This is a genomic window from Saccharothrix xinjiangensis (assembly GCF_039527585.1).
In the GTDB taxonomy this organism is placed as follows: Bacteria; Actinomycetota; Actinomycetes; order Mycobacteriales; family Pseudonocardiaceae; genus Actinosynnema; species Actinosynnema xinjiangensis.
On sequence record NZ_BAAAKE010000034.1, the window covers coordinates 58,531 to 78,854 of the forward strand.

At 76.5% G+C, this 20,324-nt stretch carries 1 protein-coding gene; it reads right to left on the minus strand.

The annotated features are described in order from the left end of the window. Complete coding sequence (locus ABD223_RS38835; RefSeq protein ID WP_344042470.1) at positions 1 to 20,223, minus strand: amino acid adenylation domain-containing protein; 20,223 nt, start codon at positions 20,221 to 20,223, stop codon at positions 1 to 3. Positions 20,224 to 20,324 lie beyond the last annotated feature (101 nt).

A 20,324-nucleotide genomic window follows, 5' to 3' on the forward strand; every position in this document is an offset into this window, starting at 1 on the left:
TCAGCTCTCGGTGGTCGGGGCGGGCTCGGCGATCAGGCCGCGGATCACCTCGGCGCCCGCCGCGCCGTTGGTCAGCACGACCCAGCCCTCGCCCGAGCGCACCCGGCAGGTGCTGAAGGCGTGGTAGCCGACCGGCTCGCCGCCGTGGCCGAACTGCGGGTCGCCGTCGGCGGGGTCCACCACGGTGCCCAGGCCGTAGAGGCTGTCCGGGTGCGGCGTCAGCGCCTGCTCGACCAGCGGGCGGGCGAAGACGGCCAGCGGTCGGCCCAGCGCCGACCGGCGCACCTCGGCGGCGAACTTGGCCAGGTCGGTCGCGGTGGTCCACAGCCCGGCGGCGGCGAGGTCCGGCCGGACCAGCCAGCCACCGTCCACGGTGGAGCCGTCGGCGTGGTGCCCGAGCGCGACCTGGCTGCCGCAGCGGTGCGGGAAGTCCTGGTCGAAGTCGCTGGCGTGCATGCCGAGCGGGTCCAGCACCAGGTCCCGCATGAGGTCCGCGAAGGAGGAGCCGGTGAGGTCCTCCAGCAGCAGTTGCAGCACCGAGTAGTGCACGTTGGCCTTGCGGAACGCGGTGTCCGGCGCGGTCTCCCTGGTCACCGCCGGGTGCCCGGCGCGGCCGTGCAACAGGTCCGCCAGCGCGGGCACCCGGTCGGCCGGGTAGCCCTTGCCGGGGTTGGGCGCCAGGCCGGAGCGGTGCCCCAAGAGCAGCCGCGCGGTGACCGGCGCGACGCCGGGCTCCTCGGGGACCCGCCAGCCGCGCAGGTAGTGGTTGACGTCCGCGTCGAGGTCCAGCGCGCCCTGGCCGACCAGCCGCAGCACGCCGAACGCGGTGACGTGCTTGCTCAGCGAGCCCACCTGGAACAGCGCGTCCGGGGTGACCGGCGGGCCGCCGGGGGTCAGCTCGCCGAAGGCCTCGACGGCGACCAGCTCGCCACCCGCCAGGCGGGCCGCGCTGAGGCCGGGCACCCGGTGCGCCGCCATCGCCGCCAGTGGTGACGGGATGGTGGCGTCGTTCGGCGGGTCGGTGATCGCGGTGAGCGCGGTGAGCCCTGGGGCGGAGGACGGGAGGGCGGGTGGAACCCCGTTCGCGACGGCACCGCCGGAGGCGGCCTCGTTCGCAGCAGCCCCGCTCCCAGCAGCACCGCCGGCGGCAGCGCCGTTCCCTCCAGCGCCGCTCTTCGCGGCGCTGGACATCACGGCATCCAGCGCCGCGGCCAGCGCGGCCAGCGTCCCGTGCTGGTAGAACAGCACCAGCGTCAGCGGCAGCCCGCGACCGCGAGCCGCGGCGACCGCCCGGATCACCAGGATCGAGTGCCCGCCGAGGTCGAAGAACGAGTCGCCGACCCCGATCCCGGGCACCTCCAGCACCTCGGCCCAGATCTCGGCCAGGGCCAGCTCGGTGGGCGTGCGCGGCGGGACCCGCGACGCGTCGGCGCGCCGGGGGCCGGGCTCGGGCAGCGCCGATTCGTCGAGCTTGCCGTTGGCGTTGAGCGGCAACTCGGCCAGCGCCACGAAGTCCGCGGGCACCAGGTGCTCGGGCAACCGCCGCCCCAACGCCTCCCGCACCCCCGCGAGGTCCACCTCCTCCGCGGCGGGCACCAGGTAGGCCACCAGCCGCTGGTCGGCTCCGGCGCCCCGGGCCAGCACCCTGGCGTCGGCCACGTCGGCGTGCGCGGTGAGCGCGACCTCCACCTCCGCGGGCTCGATCCGGTACCCGCGCACCTTGACCTGTCGGTCCAGCCTGCCCAGGAACTCGATCTCGCCGCCGGGCAGCCACCGCGCCAGGTCGCCGGTCCGGTACAGCCGGTCCCCCGGCCCGCCGAACGGGTCGGGCAGGAACCGCTCGGCGGTCGCCCCGGGACGGCCGGCGTAGCCGCGCGCCACCCCGGCACCGCCGACGTGCAGCTCACCCGGCACCCCCACCGGGACCGGCTGGAGGGCCTGGCCGAGCACGTGGGCGGTCGTGCCGGGCAGCGGGCGGCCGATCGGCAGCACCTCCGCCGCCGGCTCGCCGTCGACCGGGAATATGGTGCTGCCCACGGATGCCTCGGTCGGCCCGTACTCGTTGATCACCGGCACGTCCGGGGCCAGCGCCCGCCAGGCGGCCAGCACGTCGCCGGTGAACGCCTCGCCCGCGACCACCAGCACGCCCGTGAGCCCGGCCGCCTGCTCGGCGGAGAGCTGGTGCACCAGCACCCGCAGGTGCCCGGGGGTGAGCTTGACGAAGGCGTACGGCGCGGCGGCGGCCAGGTGCTCGCCCAGCCGGTCCAGCTCGGGCGGCAGCAGGTGCACCGGCTGACCGGTCAGCAGCGGCGCCCACAGGTTGGGCACCACCAGGTCGAAGGCGACCGAGGAGAACAGGGGCGCGCCGCCGGTGCCGCGCGCGGTCAGCTCGTCCACCGCCCACCGCAGGTGGTTGGCCAGGCCCCGGTGGTGCACCAGCACGCCCTTGGGGCGGCCGGTCGAGCCGGACGTGCAGATCACGTAGGCCAGCCGGTCCGGGTCCGCGGGCACGTCGGGGCGGTGCGCGGGCAGGTCCGCGAGCAGCGCCGCGTCCCGGTCGAGGTCGACCGCGTGACCAGGGAAGCCCGCCACCCGGTCGGCCAGGGCCGCGCCGGTCACCACCGCGCCGGCGCCCGCGTCGGCGAGCACGTCGACGACCCGCGCGGCCGGGCTGCCGGGGTCGACCGGCAGGTAGGCCGCGCCCGCCTTCCACACCCCGAGCAGTGCCGCGACCAGGTCCGGGCCGCGGTCGAGCAGCACGCCGACCACCGACTCCGGGCCGACGCCGAGCGCCCGCAGGCGCCGGGCCACCCGGTTGGCCGCCGCGTCCAGGTCGGCGTAGGTCACCTCGACCTCGCCGCTGACCAGCGCGGTGGCGCCGGGCGTGGCGCGGACCTGCTCCTCGAACCGCTCTGGCGCGGTCCACCCGCAGGGCTCGACCACCGGGCCGGTCGACCACTCGCGCAGCCGGTCCGGCTCGCCCGCCGGCAGCCACGTGCGGGTGGCGTCGCCGTCCGGGTCGTCCGCCATGGCCTCCAGCACGGCGCGGAACACCTCCGCCACCCGCCGGGCCGCGTCCCGGCCGAGCACGCCGGTGTTGGTGCGCAGCACGAGCCCGCCCGGCCCGGGCGCGACGGAGAACGGGAACTCGTTGGTGGCCGCGCCCGCGCCACCGCCCGCCACCACGTCGTCCACGTCGGACTGGTCGAAGTCCTGGTAGCTGAAGTAGACCTCCAGCAGCCTGCGCCCCTCGCCGCGCTCCTGCTGGATCGCGGGCATCGGGTAGGCGCGGTGCGGCCACATCGCCAGCTCGCGGTCGAAGACCCGCCGCACCAACTCGCGCCAGGTGCGCGCGGACCGGTCCACCGGGAACGGCAGCGTGTTCAGGTGCATGCCGTACACCTGGTCGGCGCCGCCGACCTCCGGCCGCACGTGCGCGGTGAGGCCGACGTGGAACGCGGTCGCCGGGGTGAGCTGGGACATGACCTTGGTGAACGCGGCCAGCAGCACGCTCTTGCGGGAGGCCGAGGCCGCCGAGGCGAGCCGGGCCAGCCCGTCGGCCAGGTCGTCGAGCGGCACCACCACGCCGAAGGGCTCCGCCGGCCCCGGTTCGCCCCACCCGCCGGGCAGCGCGAACCGCTCGTGCGAGTCCACGACCGAGTGCCAGAACGCGCGGTCCTCGGCGGAGGCCAGCGCCCGCACCTCGGCGGCGACCACGTCCGCGAAGCGGATCGCGGGCGGGGTGCGCGGCAGCGGCGGCAGCCCGTCGACGGCGCGGCGGTAGCCCGCCAGCAGGTGGCGCAGCAGCAGGTCGGAGCTCCAGCCGTCGAGCACCACGTGCGAGTGGGTGAAGGTGCACTGCCACTCGCCGTCGGCCCACCGGTGCGCGGTGACCCGCACCAGCGGCGCGGTGGCGTGGTCGAACAGCGCCCCGGCCTCGGCCGCCACGAACTGCCGCAGCACGGCGTCCCGGTCGTCCGCTCCGGTGGCGTCGACCACCCGCACCGGCACCGTCGCGGTGGCGTGCACCAGCTGCACCGGCACCGAGCAGCCGTCCAGGTCGACCGAGGTGCGCAGCACGTCGTGGCGGGCGACCAGCTCGGCCAGGGCGGTGCGCAGGGCGTCGGCGGAGAACGGCACGCCGTCGCGCACCCGCACCGAGTGGACCACGTGGTACCGGCCGCGGCCGGTGCCGGACAGCATCTCCACCAGCATCCCCGCCTGGTTGCGGCTCAGCGGGTAGGCGTCGACGAGCCCGGCGGGCAGCTTCGCCCGGTCCTGCGGGGAGAGCAGCGCGAACGGCTCCACCGGAGGCGCCTCGACCGCCGCGGCCCGCCCGTCCAGCGCCTCGGCCAGCTCGGCGACCGTGCGGCGCTCCAGGACGTCGCGCACGGTGGCGGCCAGCCCGCCGGCGCGCAGCGCGCCGACGACCGCGACCGCGCGGATGGAGTCGCCGCCCAGGTCGAAGAAGCCGTCCTCGGCGCCCACCCGGTCCAGCCCGAGCTCGCGCGCCCACACCGCCGCGATCCGCTCCTGCAACGGGGTGCGCGGCGCCACGAACCCCTGTCGCGCCACCGCGTCGTCGTCCGGGGCGGGCAGCGCGCGCCGGTCGAGCTTGCCGCTGGTGGTCACCGGCAGCTCGGCCAGGGCCACGAACGCGCTCGGGATCAGGTAGGCGGGCAGCGTCCGGGCCAGGAACGCGCGCAGCCCGGCCACGTCCGGCTCGCCGTCGAGCACCAGGTAGGCCACCAGCCGCTGGTCGCCGGCCCGGTCCGGCCGGGCCAGCACCACGGCCTCGCGCACCTGAGGGTGCGCGGCGAGCGCGGCCTCCACCTCGCCGGGTTCGACCCGGTGGCCGCGGACCTTGACCTGCTGGTCGGCCCGGCCGAGGAAGTCCAGGCCGCCGTCGCCGGACCGGCGGACCACGTCCCCGGTCCGGTAGAGCCGCGACCCGGGCGGGCCGAACGGGTCGGGCACGAACCGCTCGGCGGTCGGCTCCGGCCGGTCGAGGTAGCCGCGCGCCACGCCGGCACCGCCCAGGTGCAGCTCACCGGGCACCCCGGCGGGCACCGGGTTGCCGAAGGCGTCCAGCAGGTGGGCGCGCAGGTCCGCCAGGGGCCGGCCGATCGGGCTGCCGCCCGCGCCCAGGTCCCGGCGGGTGAACCGGTGGTAGGTCGCGTAGACCGACGCCTCGGTGGGGCCGTACATGTTGACCAGCGCGGTGCGGGCCAGCCCCAGCCGGTCCACCCAGGGCACCAGCGCGGCGGGCTCCAGCCGCTCGCCCGCCAGCACGACCGCGCGCAGCGCCAGGCGCCCCAGCCGGGGGTCGTCGGCGGCGGCGAGCAGCGACCGGAACGCGGTCGGGGTCTGGCAGAGCATCGTCGCGCCCGAGTCGACCAGCAGGTCGAGGAACGCGTCCGGGTCGCGCACCGCGGCCGAGGCGGGCACGACCAGCGTGCCGCCGTGCAGCAGGGCGCCGAACAGCTCGAACACCGACACGTCGAAGGCGAAGGAGTGCGCCGCCACCCAGACGTCGGACTCGTCGAAGGCGTAGTGCTCCTGCGTCACCTCGAACAGCCGCACCACGTTGGCGTGCGTGACGGCCACGCCCTTCGGCAGCCCGGTCGAGCCGGAGGTGTAGATGGCGTAGGCGAGGTTGTCCGGGTGGGCGAGCGGGACCGGGTCGGTGTCGGGGGCGTCCGCCCCGGCGGTGCCCGGGTCGACCACGACCACGTCGCCGGTCACCGTGGCCCCGTGCTCGGCGGAGGCGATGACCGCGGCGGCCCCGGAGTCGGCGACCAGGTGGCGCAGCCGCTCGGGCGGGTTGACCGGGTCCAACGGCACGTACGCCGCACCCGCCTTCAACACACCCAACAACGACGACACCAGATCGACACCCCGGTCCAAACACACCCCCACCAACGACTCCGGCCCCACCCCCAACCCACGCAGGTGATGCGCCAACCGATTGGCCCGCGCGTTGAGCTGCGCGTAGGTCAGCGACGTGCCGCCGGCGACGACCGCGACCGCGTCGGGGGTGGCGGCGGCCTGCTCCCGGAACACCTCGTGCAGGCACCGGGTGACCGCCGGGGCGGCCTCGGCGGTGCCGCCGGGCAGCCCTTCCCGCTCGGTCTCGTCCAGGTGCACCGCGCGGGCGTCGCCCGCCGGGTCCGCGGCCATCGCGGCCAGCACCGACCGGTACATCCCGGCCAGCCGGTCCGCCTCGGCCCGGCCCAGCGCGGCCGTGGTGGTGCGCAGCGAGATCCGGTCGTCGCCGTGCGCGTGCACGGCCAGGTCGAACTCGGTCGCGGCGCCGGTGGCGACCACGTCGACGGTGTCGGCGTGCTGCCGGCGGAAGTCGACGTAGTTGAACATCACCGGCAGCAGCCGCGTCCCGGCGCCCGCCATCCGCTGGATCTCCGGCATCGGGAAGTGCCGGTGCCGCCAGCGCTCGTCCTCCCGGGCCTGCACCTGGCGGACCAGCGCCGACCAGGTGGGCGCGGTGCGGTCGTGCGGGAACGGCAGCGTGCTCAGGTACATGCCGTAGTCGCGCTCGGCACCCGCCGCCTCGGGTCGGGTGTGGCCGACCAGGCCGGTGTGGAAGGCGGGCTCGTCGGTCAGCCGGCTGAGCACCTTCAGGTGCGCGGCCAGCAGCACGGCCTTGAGCGGCACGCCCGCCTCGGCGGCCAGCGCCCGCAGCCCGTCGCGGTGCTCGGCGAGCGGCACGACGAGGCCGAACTCCACCACCTCCGGGCCGCCGGACCAGGCGGTCGGCAGGGTGAAGGGCGCGTGCGAGTCGGTCAGCGCCCGCCAGAACCCGCGGTCCTCGTCGGACCCCAGCGCGGCGAGCTCGGCGGCGACCGCGTCGGCGAACCGGGCCGCGGGCGGCTCGTGCGGCGGCGGGGCCTGCCCGTCGCGCAGCCGCCGGTAGCAGTCGGTCAGCTCGTCGAGCAGCAGGTTGAACGTCCAGCCCTCCATGATCACGTGGCTCTGGGTGATCGTGCAGAACCACGACCGCTCGTCGCGCACGTGCGCGGTGACCCGCAGCAGCGGCTGCGCCGAGCCGAGGTCGAAGCCGCGGGCCCGCTCGGCGGCGGCGAACGCGGCCAGCTCGTCCCGCCACCCGTCGTCGGTCAGCCCGGTGCGCCCGGACAGCTCGAACGGGATCTCGACCTCGGACCGGATCAGCTGGAGGGGCACCGAGTAGCCGGTGGGGTCGACCGTGGTGCGCAGCGCCTCGTGCCTGCTCGCGACCACGGCCAGGGCGGCGCGCAGCGCGTCGGGGTCGAAGGGCCGCTCGTCGCGCACCAGGGCGGTGGCCACGTTGAGGTACGGCGCGGGCCCGGTCCCGTTCGCCAGCGCCTCCACCAGCATCCCGACCTGCACCTGGGTGAGCGGGTACGCGTCGGACAGCCCGGCGGGCAGCCGCTCGCGGTCGGCTTCGGGCACCAGCGCGAACGGCGCGACGGACCCGTGCTCGACCGCGGGCCCGGTCCGGTCGGCGAGCAGTGCGGCGAGACCGGCCACGGTGCGGTCGCGCAGCACGTCGCGCACGGACACGTCGAACCCGGCCGCGCGCAGGGCGCCGACCAGCGCCACGGCGCGGATGGAGTCGCCGCCCGCGGCGAAGAAGTCGTCCGCCACGCCGACCTCCGCGGCCGATCCGCCGAGCACGTCGGCCCACACCTCGGCGACCCGGCGCTCCAAGTCGGTGCGCGGTGCCACGCGGTCGTCCGCGCGCTCCTCGCGCCGGTCGTGCGCGCCGGGTTCGGGCAGCGCGCGGCGGTCGAGCTTCCCGTTGGGCGTCAACGGGATCTCGTCGACCTCGACGAACGCCGACGGCACCATGTACTCGGGCAGGTCGCGGGCGCAGTGCGCGGCGAGGTCCGCGGCGTCGGCGGGCTCGTCGGCGCGGTCGGGCACGTGGTAGGCCACCAACCTGCCCGTCTCGCCGTGGACGACGACCACGGCCGAGCGCACCGCCGGGTGCGCGCCCAGCACGGCCTCGACCTCGCCCGGCTCGACCCGGTGGCCGCGCACCTTCACCTGGGCGTCGACCCGGCCGACGAACTCGGCGGCGCCGTCCGGCCGCAGCCGCACCAGGTCGCCGGTGCGGTAGAGCCGCGACCCGGGCGGGCCGAACGGGTCGGGCACGAACCGCCGCGCGGTCAGGTCGGGGCGGCCGGCGTAGCCGCGGGCGAGCGCGGGCCCGCCGAGGTGCAGCTCGCCCACCACGCCGGCGGGCACGGGGTCGCCCGCCGCGTCGAGCAGGCGCAGGGACACGTCCCGCAGGGGGCGGCCGATCGGCACCGGCCCGCCGGCCGCGTCGGCGGGGCCGACCCGGTGGCCGGTGTCGATCACCGCGACCTCGGTGATGCCGTGCACGTTGAGCAGCGCCGCCGCCCCGGTGGTCGGGTGCGCCACCCACGGCCGCACGTCGGCGGCGGTCAGCTGCTCGCCGCCGACGATGACCAGGCGCAACGCCAGCCGGTCCACCCGCTCGTCGCCGGCCTCGGCCAGGGCGACCAGCGGCCGGAACGACGAGGGTGTGCGCATCAGCGCGGTGACCCGTTCGGCGACCAGCAGGTCGAGCAGCTCGTCCGGGTCCTGTGCGGTCTCCCGGGGCACCACCACCAGGGTCGCGCCGGTCAGCAGCGCCGACCACAGCTCGCACACCGACACGTCGAAGGCGGAGGAGTGCGTCAGCGCCCACACGTCGTCCGCGCCGAACGCGACCAGCCCCCGCAGCCGGTCGACCAGCCTGGGGACGGCGGCGTGGGTGACCACGCAGCCCTTGGGCCTGCCCGTGGAGCCGGAGGTGTGGATGACGTACATGGCGTTGTCGGGGTGCACCACCGGCTGTGGGGCGGTGGCGGGCAGCGCGGTGAGGTCCAGCCGGTCGAGCACGACCAGCTCGCCGGTGAGCGCCCCGGCGTGCGCGGCATCGGTGACGGTGACCGCCACGCCCGCGTCGGCGACCACGTGGGCCAGCCGCTCGGGCGGGTTGACCGGGTCCAACGGCACGTACGCCGCACCCGCCTTCAACACACCCAACAACGACGACACCAAGTCGACACCCCGGTCCAAACACACCCCCACCAACGACTCCGGCCCCACCCCCAACCCACGCAGGTGATGCGCCAACCGATTGGCCCGCGCGTCCACCTCCGCGTAGGTGAGCCGGTGCCGGCCGGCGACGACGGCAAGCGCGTCCGGCGTGGCCGCCGCGCGCTCGGCGAACAGCTCGTGCGGGCACCGCCCGGCGGTCTCGCCGACCAGCTCGGCCGCGCCGTCGGCGACCAGCCGCGCCAGCTCCTCCGGGGGCAGGCAGGTGGCCGTGGCGTCGCCGTCGGGGTCGGCGGCCATGGCTTCCAGCACCGCGCGCAGCATCCGGGCGACCCGCTCGCCGTGCTCCCGGGCGAGGGTGCCGGTGTTGGTCTTGACCGCGAGGCCGCGCAGCGAGCCGATGACGGCCAGCGCGAACTCGGTCGCGCCACCGCCGCCCTCCGAGCGGGTGTCCACGTCGCGGTCGTCGAGCGCGCGGAAGTCGAGGTAGCTGAACAGGGTGTCGACCAGGCGGCCGGGCACCCCCGCCTCCCGCTGGATCTCCGGCAGCGGGAACCGGCGGTGCGGCCACAGCTCGGCCTCCCGGGCGAACACCTCGCGGACCAGGTCGCGCCAGCTCCCGGTGGGCCGCGCGACCGGCAGCGGCACCGTGTTGAGGTACATGCCGCAGACCCGGTCGGCGCCCTCGACCTCCGGGCGCACGTGGCAGACCAGGCCGCTGTGGAACGAGTCCTGCTCGGTGAGCGCGCCCAGCACCTTGCCGTAGGCGGCGAGCAGCACGCTCTTCGGCGAGACCCGGACCGACGCGGCCAGCGCCCGCAGGTCCTCCTCCAGGTCGGCGACCTCCACCGGCACGGCGTAGTCCACCCGCTCGCCGGTCGGGTCGCCCCACGACGGCGGCAGCGCGACCGGCTCGTGCCCGGCCACCACGCCCCGCCAGTACCCGCGGTCGGCCGCGGAGCCCAGCGCCCGCCGCTCGGCGGCCACGGCGTCGGCGAAGCGCACCGGCGGCGCGGTCGGGACGACGGGCTCGCGCCCCGAGCGCAGCGCCCGGTAGTGGTCGACGAGCTCCATCATCAGCGAGTGCAGGCTCCAGCCGTCCAGCAGGGCGTGCGACTGGGTCAGCGAGAGCCGCCAGCCGCCCGCCCCGAGGTGCGCGGTCACCCTCAGCAGGGGCGCCGCCTCGATGTCGAACGGCGCGGCGCGTTCGGCGGCCACGAACCCGCGCAGCGCGTCGGCCTCCTCCTCCGCGGACAGCCGCCGCAGGTCGTGCACGGCGAGCGGGACGGTGACCGCCGCGTGCACCAGTTGGAGCGGTTCCCGGTAGCCGGACAGGTGGAAGGACGTGCGCAGCACCTCCTGTCGCGCCACCACCGCGCCGACCGCGCGCCGCAGCACGTCCTCGGCGAACGGCCGGGCGTCGCGCACCAGGTAGGACACCGTGCCGTGGTAGCGGTTGCCGCCGGTGTCGGCCAGCATCTCCACCAGCACGCCGGTCTGCACCTGCGAGAGCGGGTAGGCGTCGACGACGCCCTCCGGGAGCCGGGCCCGGTCCTCGGCGTCGAGCTGGGCGAACGGCGCCGCGGCGAGGTCGGCGGCGGGTTCGGCGCCCGCCCCGGCGACCAGCTCGGCGAGCCCCGCGACCGTGGCGCGCTCGAACACGTCGCCCACGGTCAGGTCGATCCCCTCCGCGCGCAGCCTGCCGACCACGGCGACCGCGCGGATCGAGTCGCCGCCGAGCTCGAAGAAGCCCTCGTCGACGCCGACCCGCCGGTGGCCGAGCACCGCCGCCCACACCGCGGCGATCCGCTCCTCCACGGGGCCGCGCGGCGCCAGGTACCCGGTGCGGGCGGTCGCGTCCGCGGCGGGCGCGGGCAGCGCCCGCCGGTCGAGCTTCCCGTTGGGCGTCAGCGGGATCTCGTCGACCTCGACGAACGCCGACGGCACCATGTAGCCGGGCAGGCCCACCGCGCAGTGGCGGACCAGGTCGGCGGGCGCCGCCGGGCCCACCACGTAGGCCACCAGCCGCCGGTCGCCGGGGGTGTCCTCGCGGACGACCACGGCCGCCTCGCGCACCTCGGAGTGCCCGGACAGCACGGCCTCGATCTCCCCCGGCTCGATGCGGTAGCCGCGCAGCTTGACCTGCTGGTCGATCCGCCCGGCGAACTCCAGCCCGCCGCCGGGCAGCGCGCGGGCCAGGTCGCCGCTGCGGTAGCGGCGCGACCCGGGCGGGCCGAACGGGTCGGGCACGAACCGCTCGGCGGTCAGCTCCGGCCGGTCGAGGTATCCGCGCACCACCCCGGAGCCGCCGACGTGGATCTCACCGGCGACGCCGGCGGGCACGAGTTCGCCGTGCGGGTCGAGCAGGTGCGCGGTCTGCCCGGTCAGCGGGGCGCCCACCGGCGCCACCGCCCGGTCGGCCAGGTCCGCGGTGGTGACCCGGTGGTGCGTGGTCACCACCGTGGTCTCGGTGATGCCGTACATGTTGACCAGCTCCGGCCGGTCCAGGCCCAGCCGGTCCGCCCACGGGCGCAGGTCGGCGGTCTCCAGCGGCTCGCCGCCGAAGATCACCACGCGGGTGGCGAGGGTGCCCGGCGCGGGCGCGGTGGCGGCCAGCGACCGGAACGCGGAGGGGGTCTGGCACAGCACCGTCACGCGGTGCTCGGCCAGCAGCCGCGCCACCCGCTCCGGGGCGCGGGCCACCTCGGGCGGCACCACCACCAGGGTCCCGCCATGCAGCAGCGCGCCCCACATCTCCCACACCGAGAAGTCGAAGGCGTAGGAGTGGAACAGCGCCCACACGTCGTGCGAGCCGAAGCCGTACCGCTCGCGGCCGGCCTCCAGCAGCCGCACCACGTTGCCGTGGGTGACCACGCAGCCCTTGGGCTTGCCGGTCGAGCCGGAGGTGTAGATGACGTAGGCCGCGTTGTCCGGCACCGCGGCCGGGACCGGGTCGGCGGCGGGTTCGTCGTCGCCGACGTCCTCCAGCAGCAGCACCGGGAACGCCGCCCCGCCCACCAGGTCGGCGGCGTGCGGCGCGGTCGTCACCACGGCCGCGACCCCGGCGTCCGCGGCCACGAAGCGCCTGCGCCCGGCCGGGCTCACCGGGTCCAGCGGCACGTAGGCCGCGCCGGCCTTGAGCACGCCGAGCAGGGCGGCCAGCAGGTCGGGACCGCGGTCGAGGCACACGCCGACCAGCGACTCCGGACCGACGCCCAGCCGGGCCAGCCGGTGCGCCACCCGGTTGGCCCTGGCGTTGAGCGCGGCGTAGACGAGCACCCGCTCCGGGTCGTCGCCCGCGACCACGGCGGGCGCGTCCGGGGTGGCGGCGACCCGCTCCTCGAACAGCTGCACCAGCGTCCTGCCCGCCCCGGTCCCGCCCGCGGTCCCGCCCGCGGCGATCAGCTCGCGCACCTCGTCGTCGGGCAGCAGGCACGCGTGCGCGTCGCCGTGGGGGTCGGCGGCCATCGCGGTGAGCGCGGCCCGGAACAGCCCGACCACCCGGTCGAGGTTGGCCCGGGTGAGCACGTGGGTCGTGGACCGGAAGCTGAGCACGCCGTCGAGCGCGGTGATGCCGAGCGCGAACTCGTTGGGCGCCTCGGTGAGGCCCCACCCGTCCTCGGCGACCTCCCGGTCGAGCCGGTGGAAGTCGAGGTAGCCCAGGAACACGTCGACCAGCCGGCCCGCGCCGGCCGGGCGCTCGATCGCGGGCATCGGGTAGTGCCGGTGCGGCCAGGCCTCGATCTCCCGGTCCGCCACCGACCGCACCAGCTCCAGCCAGGTCGTCGCGGACCGGTCCAGCGGCAGCGGCAGGGTGTTGAGGAAGGTGCCGAACACGCGGTCGGCGCCGGGTTCCTCCAGCCGGGTGTGCGTCACCAGGCCCGCGTGGAACGCCGGCTCGTCGGTGAGCCGGGCCAGCACCGCGGCGTAGCCGGCCACCAGCACGCTCTTGATCGACGAGCGGGCGGCGGCGGCGAGCGCGCGCAGGCCCGGTTCGAGCTCGGTGAAGGTGAAGCCGCCGCGCACGACCTCGGCCGGTGCGCTCCGGTCGCCCCAGTGCGGCGGCAGGGTGAAGGCGGTGTGGTCGGCGGTGACGCCGCGCCAGTACCGCCGGTCCTCCTCGGAGGCCAGGGCGCGCAGCTCGGCCGCGACCGAGTCGGCGAAGCGGACCGCCGGCCGGGGCGCGGGCTCGGGCCGGACGCCGTCGCGCACGGCGCGGTAGGCGGCCACCAGCTCCATGAGCATCAGCTGGTTGCTCCAGCCGTCCATGACCGCGTGGCTCTGGGTGAACCCGCAGACCCAGGTCCGCTCCGAGGTCAGGTGCGCGTGCACGCGCAGCAGCGGCGCGGCGGCCAGGTCGAACACCTCGGCCCGCTCCCGGGCCACGAAGTCGATCACCTCCCGCCACTGGTCCGCGGTGCCGACCCCGCGCAGGTCGTGCCGGCTCACCGGGACCTCGACCGCGCGGTGGACCACCTGTAGCGGCACGGAGAACCCGGTCAGGTGCACCGAGGTGCGCAGCACCTCGTGCCGGTCCACCACGATCCGCACGGCCGCGCGGAACGCGTCCGGGTCGAAGGGCGCGTCGTCGGCGACCCGGTAGGTGTTGACGTTGTGGTAGTTGTTCCGCTCGCCGTCGGCCAGCAGCTCCACCAGCATCCCGGCCTGGTTGCGCGACAACGGGTACGCGTCCACCGCGTCGTCGGGCAGCGCGGCCCGGTCCGCCGCGTCGACCAGCTCGAACGGGGCGACCGGCGCCACCGCGGCGGCGGGCTCGGCGCGACCGGAGAGCAGGTCGGCGAGCCCGGCCACGGTCCGGTGGGCGAACACGTCGCGCACCGCCACGTCGAGGCCCTCCGCGCGCAGCGCGCCGACCAGCGCGACGGCCCGGATCGAGTCGCCGCCGGACTCGAAGAACCCGTCGTGGACGCCCACCCGGTCCGTCCCGAGCACCGCACCCCACACGGCGGCCAGCCGCACCTCCAGCGGGCTGCGCGGCGGCACGTGCGCGTCGGCGGCGAGCGCGTCCGCACCCGGCGCGGGCAGCGCGGCCCGGTCGAGCTTGCCGTTGGCGTTGAGCGGCAGCGCGGGCAGCGCGACGAACGCGGTCGGCACCATGTGATCGGGCAGCACGCGGGCCAGCTCGGCGCGCAGCCGGGTCGGTTCCGGCTCGGCGCCGGCGGGCACCACGTAGGCGACGATCCGCTTGTCCCCCGGCGCGTCCTCGCGCAGCAGCGCGCGCGCCTCGGCCACCCCCGGCAGTTCGGCGAGGCGGGCCTCGACCTCGCCCAGCTCGATCCGGTAACCGCGCAGCTTGACCTGCCCGTCGCGGCGGCCCCGGAAGTCCACGCTGCCGTCCGGCAGGTGCCGGACCAGGTCCCCGGTGCGGTACAGCCGCGCCCCGGGCGGACCGAACGGGTCGGGCACGAACCGCTCGGCGGTCAGCTCCGGCCGGCCCAGGTAACCGCGGGCCACGCCGGTGCCGCCGACGTGCAGCTCACCGACGACTCCGGCGGGCACCGGCTCCAGGTGCTCGTCGAGCACGTACACCGCCAGGTTCGGCAGCGGTCGCCCGATCGGGACGGTGTCGGCCGGGACCAGGCCGTCAACCGAACCCGGGCCGTCGACCGGCAGCACGCAGGTGCCCACCGAGGCCTCGGTGGGCCCGTACTCGTTGACCAGCCGCACCGAGGGCGCCAGTCGGCGCCACGCCTCCACCACGCGCCGGGTCAGCACCTCGCCGGCGACCACGAGCACCGGCGCCAGCCCGTCCGCCTCGGCCGGGGACAGCTGGTGGGTGAGCACCTCCAGGTGCGCGGGGGTCAGCTTGATGAAGCTGTAGGGCGCGTGCTCGACCAGCCGGGCGCCCAACCCGGCGAGGTCGGTGTCCTGCGGCACCACGTGGACCGCCTGCCCGGCCGCCAGCGGCGCCCACAGGTTGGGCACCACCAGGTCGAAGGCGACCGAGGAGAACAGCGGCGCGCCGCCGGTGCCGCGCGCGGCCAGCTCGTCCACCGCCCAGGCAACGTGGTTGACCAGCCCGCGGTGGTGCACCTGCACACCCTTGGGGCGGCCGGTCGAGCCGGAGGTGTAGATCACGTAGGCGAGCCCGTCGAGGTCCGCGCGCACGGCGGGCGCGGTGTCCGGGCAGGACTCCAGGTCGTCGCGGTCGAGCACCACGGTCGGGATCACCTCGGGAACCGGGGCGAGGTGCCGGCTTTCGGTCAGCACGGCGGTCGCGTTCGCGTCGGCGAGCACGGTGGCCACCCGGTCGGCGGGGAACTCCGGGTCGATCGGCAGGTAGGCCGCGCCGGCCCGCCACGCGCCCAGCAGGGCGGGCATCAGGTCGGCGCCCCGGTCGAGCAGCACGCCGACCACCGACTCCGGTCCGGCGCCCAGCTCGCGCAGCCGGTGCGCGATCCGGTTGGCCCGCGCCTCCAGCCCCGCGTAGGTCAGCCGGGTGCCGCCGGTGACCACGGCCACCGCGTCGGGGGTGCGCCGGGCCTGCTCGGCGACCAGCTCGGCCGTGGTGCGCGTGACCGGCTCGGCCGGGTTGAGCGCCCAGTCGCGCAGGAGCCGGTCCCGCTCGGCGGCGTCGAGCGGCGCGGTGCGCGCGTCGCCGTGCGGGTCGGCGGCCATGGCGGTCAGCACGGCGCGGAACAGGCGCCCGACGCGCTCGGTGTTCGCGCGGCTGAGGGCGTGCGAGTCGGCGGTCAGGTGGATGTGGCCGTTGCGGGAGGAGACGGTGAGCGGGAACTCGGTGGGGCTGTCGTCGATGCCCACCGAGGCGTCGACCAGGTCCAGGTCGACCTGGCGGAAGTCCTGGTAGTTGAAGAACACCTCGATCAGCCGGCCGCCGCCGTGGTCGCGCTGGAGCGCGGGCAGCGGGTAGCGGCGGTGCGGCCAGGCCGAGACCTCGCGGGCGAACACCGAGCGGACCAGGTCGACCCAGGTGGCGTCGACGCGGTCGACGGCGATCGGCAGCGTGTTGAGGTACATGCCGTAGACCCGGTCGGCGCCCTCGATCTCCGGCCGCACGTCGTAGACCAGGCCGGCGTGGAACGACGGCGCGGTGTCCAGCGTCGCCAGCACCTTGGCGAACGCGGAGACCATGACGGCCTTGAGCGACGCGTCCGCGGCCCCGGCCAGGGCGCGCAGCCCGGGCGCCAGATCCGACCAGTCCACCATGACGTGGTGGTTGACCCGGGGCGCGTCCGGCGCGTCGCCCCAGTCCGGGGGCAGGCGGAACGCGGGCCGGTCGGCGGTGACCGCGCGCCAGTGCGCGCGGTCCTCCTCGGAGGCGAGCGCGGCCAGCTCCGCGGCGATCGAGTCGGCGAAGCGCACCGCGGGCGGCCGGTGGGCGGGCGTCGGGGCGCCGTCGCGCAGCACCCCGTAGAGCTCCAGCAGCTCCATGAGCATCGAGTGGTGGCTCCAGCCCTCCAGCACCGGGTGGCACTCGGTGACCGACACCCACCAGCCGCCGTCGCCGGGGAGGTGGGCGAAGAACCGCATCAGCGCCGGCGTGGCCAGGTCGAACAGGGTCTCCCGCTCCCGGCGCACGTGCTCGCGCAGCGCCGCGTCCGCCTCGCCCGCGGGGACCTCCACCACGCCGACCGGCATGGTCGCGGTCGCGTGCACCAGTTGCAGCGGCACGGAGAAGTCGGTCAGGTGCAGGGACGTCCGCAGCACCTCGTGCCGCTCGACCAGGACCTCCGCCGCGCGGTGGAAGGCGGCGGCGTCGAAGGGCCGCTCGTCGCGGATCCGGAAGGAGCTGACGTTGTGGTAGTTGCGGCGGCCGTCGGCCGCGACCATCTCCACCACCATGCCGGTCTGGAGCTGCGAGAGCGGGTAGGCGTCGACCACGCCCTCCGGCAGCCGCGCCCGGTCCTCGGCGCCGATCAGCTCGAAGGGCGCGACCAGGGCGGGTGCCGGTGCGGCGGCGGGCCGCTCGGCCAGCACCTCGGCCAGCTCGGCCACGGTCCGGTGGTCGAACACGTCGCGCACGGCGAGGTCCAGGCCCTCGGCGCGCAGCGCGCCGACGAGCGCGACCGCGCGCAGCGAGTCGCCGCCGAGGTCGAAGAAGCCGTCGTGCGCGCCGACCCGCGGCACGCCCAGCACCTCGGCCCACACCCGCGCCAGCCGCTCCTCGGCGGGCGTGCGCGGCGGCACGTGCCCGGTCACGCCGAGCGCGTCGCGGTCGGGCGCGGGCAGCGCCCGGGTGTCCAGCTTGCCGTTGGCGGTCAGCGGGAGCGCGGCCAGCCGGACGAACGCCGAGGGCACCATGTAGTCGGGCAGGTCCCGGGCCAGCGCGGCGCGCAGCTCGGCGGGCACCGGGTCGGCCCCGGCCTCGGGCACCACGTAGGCCACCAGGCGCCGCTCCCCCGGCCCGTCGGCGCGGGCCACCACGACCGCAGCGGCGACGCCGGACAGGGCGGACAGGGCGGCCTCGACCTCGCCCGGCTCGACCCGGTAGCCGCGGATCTTGACCTGGTGGTCGAGGCGGCCGACGAACTCCAGGCCGCCGTCGGCGCCGCGGGCGGCCAGGTCGCCGCTGCGGTAGGCCCGCGACCCGGGCGGGCCGAACGGGTCGGGCACGAACCGCCGCGCGGTCAGCTCCGGCCGGTTCAGGTACCCGCGCGCCACGCCGGGCCCGGCCACGTGGATCTCGCCCACGACGCCGACGGGCACCGGCAGGCCGTCCCGGTCGAGCAGCCGCACGCGCAGGTCCGCCAGCGGCGCGCCGACCCGGTTGGCCGCGTGCGGCGCCAGGTCCTCGGCGGTCACCCGGTGGAAGGTGGTGTGCACCGTGGTCTCGGTGATGCCGTACATGTTCACCAGCGCGGGCGCGTCCAGCCCGAACCGATCCGCCCACGGCCGCAGCTCCGCGGTCTCCAGCTTCTCGCCCGCGAACACCACGGCGCGCAGCGCGAGGCCCTCCGGCGACGGTTCCGCCGCGGTGAGCGCGCGGAACGCGGACGGGGTCTGGCTCAGCACGGTCACCCGCTCCGCGACGAGCAGGTCGAGCAGCTCCTCCGGCAAGCGGGTCACCTCCCGGGGCGCCACCACCAGGGTGCCGCCGTGCAGCAGGGCGCCCCACATCTCGAACACCGACACGTCGAAGGCGAAGGAGTGGGTCATCGACCACACGTCCCCGGCGGTGAACGCGAGGTGCTCGGCCGCGGTGGACATCAGCCGCAGCACGTTGGCGTGGGTCAGCACGCAGCCCTTGGGCTTCCCGGTGGAGCCGGAGGTGTAGATCACGTAGACGGCGTTGTCCGGCCCGGTCACCGGTTCCGGCGCGGTGGTCGGCGCGCCCGGGTCGGTCAGCACGTCCTCGACCAGCAGCGCAGCCGCACCGGTGCCGGCGACCAGCCCGGCCAGGTCGGCCTCGGTCACCACGGTGGCCAGCCCGGAGTCGGCGACCACGTGGGCCAGCCGGTCGGGCGGGTTCACCGGGTCCAGCGGCACGTAGGCGGCGCCCGACTTGAGCACGCCGAGCAGCGTCGGCAGCAGCGCCGCGCCGCGCTCCAGGCACACGCCGACCAGCGACTCCGCGCCCGCGCCCGCGGCGCGCAGCCGGTGCGCGAGCCGGTTGGCCCGCCGGTCGACCTCCGCGTAGGACAGCCGTTCGCCGCCCGCCACGACGGCGAGCGCGTCCGGGGTCCGCGCGGCCTGCCGCTCGAACGCCTCGTGCACGGTGCCGCGGACCGGGGCGACCGCCAACGGCTCGCCGAGGACGAAGTCCCGCTCGACCGCGTCCAGCATGTCCACGGTGGACAGGGACGCGCCCGGGTCGGCGACCAGCCCGTGCAGCAGCCGGACGAAGTGCCCGGCCAGCCGCCGCACGGAGGCGGGCTCGAACAGGTCGGTGGCGTACACGAACCGGCCGCCGAGGTCGTCGCGGACCTGGAGCTCCAGGTCGCACTTGGCGATGCCGCCGGTCACCTCGACCCGCTCGACCTCCAGCCCGGGCAGCGCCGGCACGCCGTCCCGGCGCTCGTGCATGGTCATCGCGACCTGGTAGAGCGGCGTGCGGGACATGTCGCGCTCGGGGCGCAGCTCGTCGACCAGGCGCGCGAAGGGCACCGCCTGGTGCTCGTAGGCCTCCACCAGCGTCGTCCGCGCGCGGTCGACGAGTTCGGCGAAGGAGGGGTCACCGCGCCACGTGCCGCGCAGCACCAGGCTGTTGATGCCGTAGCCGATCAGGCCCTGGAGCTCGGCGCGCGTGCGACCGGACACCACGGTGCCCACCGGGACGTCGGTCTGCCCGGTGTAGCGGGCCAGCAGGACCTGGAAGGCGGCGAGCAGCACCACGAACGGCGTCGTGCCGTGCGCCCCGGCCAGCCCGCGCACGCGCTCGGCGAGCCCGTCGGGCAGCTCGTAGGGCACCTCGGCGCCCCGGTGGCCGCGCACCGGCGGCCGGGGGTGGTCGAGCGGCAGTTCGGTGGGCGAGAGGTCGGCCAGGCGCGTGCGCCAGTGGTCGAGGTGGCGCTCCAGCGCCTCGCCGGCCACCTCGGCGCGCTGCCAGGCCGCGAAGTCGGCGTACTGCACCCCGATCGGTGGCAGCGGCGACGGCGCGCCCGTGGTGAAGGCGGCGTAGAGCGCGGCCAGCTCCTCGCCGAGAACGCGGGTGGACCACGCGTCGAAGGCGATGTGGTGGAACACCAGGGTGAGCACGTGCTCGTCCAGCCCCACCCCGAGCAGCCGGATCCGGACCGGCCACTGGTGCTCCAGGTCGAACGGCGTGCGCGCCTCCCGCCCGGCGATCGCCGGGACGTCCGCGTCGGCGACCGGCTCGACCGGCAGCTCCAGCAGGGCGGGCGGGTCGATCACCTGGACCGGCTCGCCGCCCGCCTGCGCGTAGCGGGTGCGCAGCACCTCGTGCCGCGCCACCAGCTCCGACAGCGCCAGCCGCAGCGCGGGCAGGTCCAGGGCGCCGCGCAGCCGGAAGGCCAGCGGCACCAGGAACTCGGCGCTGTCGGGTTCGAGCCTGCTCAGGAACCACATCTGCTGCTGGCCGTGCGACAGCGGCAGCGGCACGGTCCGGTCGACCCGCTCGATGCCGCGCCGCGATCGGCCCGCCTCGCCGCGCAGCCTCCGCCGCAGCAGCTCGTCGCGCAGGTCGCCGACGCCGCGCTCGATTTCCCCCGTGCTCATCGGTGCTTTCCTTCCGCCGCCGCGTGGTCGTCCGGTGCCGGGGCGCGTCCCCGTCGGGTACCGGGATCGGGTGCCCGGGACGTGCCCGGGCGCACCCGCGC

Coding starts and splice junctions, on each gene's coding strand:
- ABD223_RS38835 (WP_344042470.1), bottom strand. CDS start 20,223: ATGAGCACGGGGGAAATCGAGCGCGGCGTCGGCGACCTGCGCGACGAG.